Source organism: Klebsiella sp. EMBS2024 (genome assembly GCF_036233805.1).
Taxonomy (GTDB): domain Bacteria; phylum Pseudomonadota; class Gammaproteobacteria; order Enterobacterales; family Enterobacteriaceae; genus Klebsiella; species Klebsiella pneumoniae.
This window is the reverse complement of sequence record NZ_JAZARW010000001.1, coordinates 1,978,880-1,984,954: the sequence shown is the minus strand read 5'-3', so window position 1 is coordinate 1,984,954 and position 6,075 is coordinate 1,978,880. Positions and strand designations below refer to the sequence as shown.

General features: G+C 58.9%; 5 protein-coding genes (1 of these 5 running past the window's edge). 2 read left to right on the top strand and 3 right to left on the bottom strand.

Annotation, left to right across the window (positions count from 1 at the left end; translation table 11 throughout):
- Positions 1–1,080 carry the 3' portion of a DUF4056 domain-containing protein gene (locus VZP09_RS08970; protein ID WP_328795479.1) on the top strand. The gene continues 45 nt to the left of window position 1, outside the view, so the window shows 1,080 of its 1,125 coding nt (coding positions 46–1,125); its start codon lies off the left edge, out of view; the stop codon is at positions 1,078–1,080.
- 37 nt (positions 1,081–1,117) lie between these two features.
- On the opposite strand, the gene VZP09_RS08965 is transcribed toward VZP09_RS08970, so the two are convergent.
- The 3 genes from VZP09_RS08965 to VZP09_RS08955 all read right to left on the bottom strand — a co-directional run bounded on the left by VZP09_RS08965 (position 1,118) and on the right by VZP09_RS08955 (position 4,460).
- On the bottom strand, positions 1,118–2,290 hold the full coding sequence (locus VZP09_RS08965) for a Gfo/Idh/MocA family protein (protein WP_064153339.1): 1,173 nt from the start codon (positions 2,288–2,290) through the stop codon (positions 1,118–1,120).
- A 13-nt stretch (positions 2,291–2,303) separates the two neighbouring features.
- The gene (locus tag VZP09_RS08960; protein ID WP_040153575.1) at positions 2,304–3,227 is read right to left on the bottom strand and encodes a TIM barrel protein; all 924 of its coding nucleotides are present in this window, start codon (positions 3,225–3,227) and stop codon (positions 2,304–2,306) included.
- Between the two features lie 192 nt (positions 3,228–3,419).
- The gene (locus VZP09_RS08955) at positions 3,420–4,460 is read right to left on the bottom strand and encodes a LacI family DNA-binding transcriptional regulator (protein WP_328795055.1); all 1,041 of its coding nucleotides are present in this window, start codon (positions 4,458–4,460) and stop codon (positions 3,420–3,422) included.
- Positions 4,461–4,858: 398 nt separating this feature from the next.
- Here VZP09_RS08955 and VZP09_RS08950 point away from each other — a divergent pair.
- On the top strand, positions 4,859–6,075 hold a 1,217-nt coding region (locus VZP09_RS08950; protein ID WP_328795054.1), incomplete at its 3' end, for a sensor domain-containing diguanylate cyclase.

The window sequence follows — 6,075 nt, the reverse complement described above, 5'->3', positions numbered from 1 at the left end:
GCNNNGNCNNTGCCGGCGCTGGCGCAGGATCCGGTGCTACCCGCCGTGACGGCGATCCATACGGCGCCCACCCTCGGTGAGCTGCCGCCGCCGGAGTCGCTGCGACCGTGCTGCGCTTTTGGTTACGACCTGCACGTGCGCGCGGCGGGCATTCCGATCCCGATGTACCAGATCGGTAATGTGTTGACTCTGGGTACGCTGGGTAAGCACCATTACAACGACAGCGCGTTCGGTGCGGTGAAAAATCTGCTGGGGCTCAGCGAGGAGCAGAACGGGCTTATCTATACCCGCCGCGGCGGGTTTATTGATATCGCCCATGTGCGCGATACGGCGGACAACACCTTTTATCTGTTCAATCGTATTGCGCCGACGCTGGGCCAGGCGGGGCGGATCTACTACAGTGAAGAACTGGGCGTGCGCCGCGTGCAGCTGAATGCCTTTACGCCGCCGGCGGGCGTCAGGCAGCGCTATCAGCTGGCGGCCTGGCTCGCCGGGCATCTGGCCTTCGAAATCGCCCAGTGGCATGAGATCGCCCAGTGGTATGGCTTCCAGTCGGTCCCCGGGTTTTCCGAAGAGATTTCCGCTTTTTCGCCCGAGGATCTCTACTCCAATTTACTGGGCGCGAGGCTGGCGATTAATGTCATCCTCAGCGGCCACGGCGGTTCGCTGGAGGATTATAACCAGGCCATGGATGCGGCGCTGAAACAAGTGCTGACCCGGCTGCTGGTGGCGACGCGCGGAGAGACGGAAGCGATGTTTCAGCAGATCGACGGCGACTGGTGGAATAGTCACCGGCGGGTGCCGGATAAGTTTCTGGTACTGAAGCGTAACTACGATCTACAGGAAAACCGGCTGCCGACGCCGGTCCCATTCGAAACCATGCCGCCGTATCGCCTGACCATGCCGGAGCAGGTCGGGGGATTCCGCTTACGCGACCTCGGCGAACTGCAGATCTATCCAGGGCACGATATGCAGGCATTGCCGGTTCCCGCGCAATACTATGGCGCCGGAGCGTTCCAGGGGCTGGCGGACCGCGCCCATGAGGCGGATAAAACCCAGCTGGCGCGGACAGAAAAATAGCCGTAAAGGCTCAGGACGAACGCCCTGAGCCGGCGAGTTAGCGGAAGTCGACCCAGCAGGCACCGTTGTCGGCAGAACGCACGCAGTTTTCCACCCAGCGGACGCCGAACGCCCCGGCGCGGGCGTCCGGGTACCAGAAGTCGGCCAGCAGCGCCTCGTCGCGACGGTCGGCGGCATCCATGGCGATGGCGAAGCGGCGATAGAGATTCGACCATGCCTCAAACAGTCCCTCGGGATGGCCGCCGCCGATGCGATCATCCTGACGCGCCAGCGGATCGAGATAGTCCATACCGCGCTCGAGGATGCGCACGGGGTCGCCCTGGATTTCGTAGCGTAGCTGGTTGGGCTGTTCATCCCACCATTCGAGACTGGCTTTTTCACCGATGATTCGCACCTTTTGCCCGTGCATCGAACCGCAGTTGACGGCGGAGCTCCACAGTGAGCCGATGGCCCCATTGTCATACTCCATCAGTACATGGGCGTTATCTTCCAGCGGCGCGCGGCTTTTGACGAAGCTTTGTCTGGCGCACATCAGCCGGGTGATCTTCAGCTGCGGGGCCATGGTTTCGACCAGAAACAGCGGATGGGTGGCCAGGTCGCCCAGCACATAGCTGGGGCCGACGAAGCGGGGATCGACCCGCCAGCGGGTACTGGCGTTTTCCTGTTCCACCGGCTGGGCGTGAAAACCGTGGGCAAACTGCATATTAACGATACGGATATCGCCCAGCAGCCCGTCGGCGATCATCTGCCGGGCCTGCAGGATCAGCTGGTGGCCGGCATAGCCGTAGGTCACCCCGATGATCTTGCGCCGCCGCTGGCTGAGCGCCACCAGCTCGTCAGCTTCCTCGCTGCTGAAGCACAGCGGCTTTTCGCACACCACGTGCAGCCCGGCCTCCAGCGCGGCCCGGCAGATGGCATAGTGGGTGTTATTTGGCGTGGCAACTGACACCGCCTGAATGCCGTCAGGCCGGGCAGCCTCGCCGCGGAACAGGCTTTGATAGTCGGCGTAACAGCGGTCGGGATCCACCCCCAGCCGTTGGCCGAACTGGCGTCCGCGCTCGGCATCAATATCAAAGGCGCCGGCCAGCAGCGTGAAGGTGTTATCGCGCAGCGCTGCAGAACGGTGAATATAGCCGATCTGGCTGCCGTCGCCGCCGCCGACCATGCCCCAGCGCAGGGTGCGGTCGAGAGGTTTTAAACCGTTAATCATGTCGTGCCTCCTGTCAGAATCCGACGTCGCGCAGATAGCGCAGACTTTCCGTGACCGCCTGCAGGCTGCCTGCGGCATGGCGCGGGTCGCGCTCTTGTTCAAGGGTTATCCAGCCCTGATACCCCCGGCGGGCAAGAAAGTCTTTGATAGCCGGATAGTCAATGGCGCCGCTGCCGAGCGGGCACATCACCCCTTCGGCGCAGGCAGTGAAGAAGTCGATACCTTCATGGATAGCGCGCTGATAAACCTGCGGGTCGACATCCTTGAAGTGCAGATAGTCCAGGCGGTGGTAATAGCGATCCAGCCAGTCGAGCGGATCCATCCCGGCGTAATAGAGATGTCCGGTGTCCAGACACAACCCGGCGACGTGGTGCGGGATATCGTTGGCCAGCCGCTCGATCTCATCCGCGAATTCAATGCTGCCCCCGGCGTGCGGATGGATAACCGCCCGCACACCGTACTCCTGCCAGGCGAGGGTGCTAAGGGCGATAATGTGCTCCATCATGCGCTGCCAGTCTTTGTCATTGAGGCGCGGAGCCAGCGCGCCGCGCCCGGCAAAGCGCGCCCGTTCGGGGTTGCCGAAGTCGATAATCACCAGATAGGGCGGCTGGAAAGGGCGGCCCGGGATCGGTTCGGCAGCGGCTACCTGCGACAGATTGCGGCAGATTTGATGGGTCAGCGCCACCAGGGTGGGGAAATGGGCCTCGCTCACCAGATCGTCAAAGATCGTGCCGGCGACCAGCGACAGCTGATGCTGCTCCAGCGCCGCGCGCAGGCTGGCCGGATCGGTGGGGAGATAACCCCAGGGGCCGAGCTCAATGCTGCGATAGCCAGCCTGCGCCGCCTCCTTAAGTACGGTAGCCCAGGCAGGGAGGTTAGGGTTTTTCGGGTCATCGACGCCCCAGCTGCAGGGGGCGTTAGCGATAGGATGTATCATGTCGGCTTCCTTTTTCATACAAGGGATGCCGCTGAGTATTGAATAAAGATTTCATTGTCAACAATGATGGAATTTTGATTTTATGATAATCGTCATGATTTTAATTGATGGATATTTTGATAATTTTTTATCAAGTCGAGAGGTGGCGCGGTCCGCCCGATAACCATCTCCGCTGGAGACGGAGCCGGAAATTTACATATTTTCTTTGGTGATGATATCGAAAGGCTGAGGGAGTGAAATCACCTCGCTATGGGGGCGTGAAGCGGCGTCCGCCATGGCGCGCAGCGTAACGGCGGCAAACTCATCCAGCCGGTGGTTAAGCATGATGTCGATGGTGCCATCGATCAGGGCCAGTTCACTGTCGCTGAGCGGACCGTGGCAGACCAGAGCGATCTCCTGCTGACGGCCGCTGTCGCGCAGCGCGTCGACGATCCCTTCGACGCCGCCGCAGGGGGCGTAGATCGCCTGCAGGGCCGGGTACTGAGTCAGCATCTGTTCCGTCACGGTCCTGGCGATATCCGCCCGTTCATGACTGCGAACCGGCTCAAGGATCTGTTGCCCCTTGCCCTGTTCTCGCAGGCAGGAGCGAAAGCTGATCTCACAGCTTTCCTGGCAGGTAAAACGATTATCGCCAATGATAATGCCAATTTCGCCATTCCCCCGNCATAAGCGCTCGATAAACCAGGCGGCTGTGCGCCCGGCTTTATGATTATCGAGGCCGATATACCCGCTGCGCTGGGGGACCGATAGATCGGAAAGCAGGGTGAACACGCGCACGCCGCGGGCGGCGGCCCGGGCCACCGCGTGGCGAATCAGCGGGTGATCCAGTGCCACCAGGCCGAGCACCTCCACTTCATCGCTGAGTCGGTGAATGGCCTGAGCCATCGCTTCCACCGCATCGATGGCAAAATGCAGTATCACCGGCGCCTGGCCCGCCGGTAGCCATGGGGCAGCCTCGCGCGTCAGCGCCCGGGCCAACGGCAGGTAGAAGGAGTGGCTCTCCTGCAGCAGGATAAAGCCCATTCTGATCGTGACCGGCGCTTTGCCGGCAGCCAGGCGATAGTGGGGCTGCTCGAGGGTAAAACCCAGCCGGCGGGCGGCCTCCAGCACGCGCCGCGCCGTGGACTCTTTCACCGCCGCGCGCTTATTGAGCACCCGGTCGACGGTGGCTACGCCGACGCGCGCTTCACGCGCAATGTCGGCAAGGGTGATTTTAGTGGCGATTTTGTTCAAGGTAATTGTCGCTATGAATGAGCGTAATGATAGAAACTATCACGGTTAGCCTGGGCAGAAAAGCGACTCTCTGCCCGCCCTGGCCTATGCCGCTGCGCCTGCCGGGTAACCCCTGTTGGCGATGCACACTCTGTGATCAAAAGCGACTACCCGTTCTGGCATTGCTGCTATGCTGTTGAAATAAAATTATTATTAAAGGCAGCATCGCTTCTGTTGGTTAAACTGCGCGCAAAGTCACCCTCAGAGGGCTTTACTGGGCGCATAACCGACTATACTTGGCGCGCTCGCGCGTAATTGCGGTTTCTCGGTGTCTATTTTGCTTTCACTTTAAACCAGCGTTGGGGCTGCACAGCGTTAAGTGCCGTTCCGCGCCGGCAGTGGGTCGGTTTGGGGCCTGTATGTTATTAAAAGAGCTGGCTGTTTTTGAGGTCTTAAGCACCCCGATATGGGTAGTTCATCCTTTTAACGAAAGGGTGGTCTATGCCAATCAGGCTTCCCGGACATTGAGCGGCGAGATGTCGCTCAATGAGATGCGTAACGGTATTTATTCCACCTGTCCGGAAACGCAACTGCAGCACTACCTTCGCTATCTCGACACCATGAGCGAGATATTCGAAGTCTGGACGTTACCCACCGCCAATGGGTTGCAGTCGGTGTATTGCAAAACCACCCTGATTGATACCGAAGACTGTGGTTGCTTGCTGCTGTTTGAAGCCGTGAAGCTGCTGGCGCAAAACCAGTCGATTCATACCGGCTCCCGCCGCTACCAGCGGCGTAACAATGGCTTTTTCGCTCGCTTTTTTATGACCAATACCGCGCCGATGCTGTTGATCGACCCTCATAAAGATGGCCGGATTGTCGATGCCAATATTGCCGCGCTACGTTTTTATCATTATTCCGATGAGGAAATGCGCACCAAACATACCTGGCAAATAAATACCCTGGGCCGGGACGTCATCCCCATTATGAATAATATTGCCAATCTGCCTGGCGGTCATAAACCGCTTAATTTTACGCATATTCTGGCTGACGGCTCGCTACGTCATGTCCAAACTTATGCCGGGCCGGTGGTGCTGTATAATATTCGACTGATGCTATGCATCATTCACGATATCACCGAAGAAGTGCATCTGAAAAAAGAGCTGGAATTTTCCGCCGCCCACGATCCGTTAACCGGCTTGCTTAATCGCCGGGAGTTTCACCGTCTGGTTGAGGCGCCAACTTTTATCCCCCGGGGTTATTGTCTGCTGTTAATCGATATCGATCATTTCAAGAGCATTAATGATATTCACGGCCATCAAAAAGGCGATGAGGTCCTGCTGGTGCTCTCTCGTATTCTGGAAACGTCGGTCGACCGCGAAGATAAAATTTATCGCTGGGGTGGAGAAGAGTTTCTGCTTTTTTTGCCCCATTCGCCGATCGGCCGCGCGCTGATACTGGCGGAGGGGATCCGCCAGGCGGTTAGCGAATACCAGACGCTGTCGGTGACCGTCAGCATCGGCGTGGCTGAACATCATGACGGCGAAACGGTTGAACAACTGTTTTCCCGCGTCGATAAAGCGCTGTATGCGGCAAAAAATGACGGGCGTAATCGGGTCTCGCGCATGCCTTTTGA